A 267-nucleotide genomic window follows, 5' to 3' on the forward strand; every position below is an offset into this window, starting at 1 on the left:
TGTTTGGGCATTTCCACTCGTGGACGGAATGGAGGTAGACCCAACTAAAGATGTGTTGGAAAAAGATCCAAACAAAGAGGCAGAGGAGATGGAAATGGTTCCTCCCCCTTGCATCGATGTTGGAGTCTGCATAGTCGCAACACTTGTAATAGAAGCCATGCTTCCAGTAGTGGTCATTGATGGTAAGCGTGTAGCGTAACTTGGACTTGACGGTCTATGTGTCGGAGTCCCAACATATTGTACTACGTCTGGATGACTGGATGGTAG

The 267-nt window shown here is 47.2% G+C and carries 1 protein-coding gene; it reads left to right on the plus strand.

All coding sequences use genetic code 11. The annotated features are described in order from the left end of the window. A partial coding sequence (locus tag QSV46_RS39915) for a hypothetical protein (RefSeq protein ID WP_314964121.1) occupies window positions 1-199 on the plus strand: 199 nt, incomplete at its 5' end. Between the last annotated feature and the right edge of the window lie 68 nt (window positions 200-267).

This window comes from Bradyrhizobium cosmicum, from assembly GCF_032290525.1.
Taxonomy (GTDB): Bacteria; Pseudomonadota; Alphaproteobacteria; order Rhizobiales; family Xanthobacteraceae; genus Bradyrhizobium; species Bradyrhizobium cosmicum_A.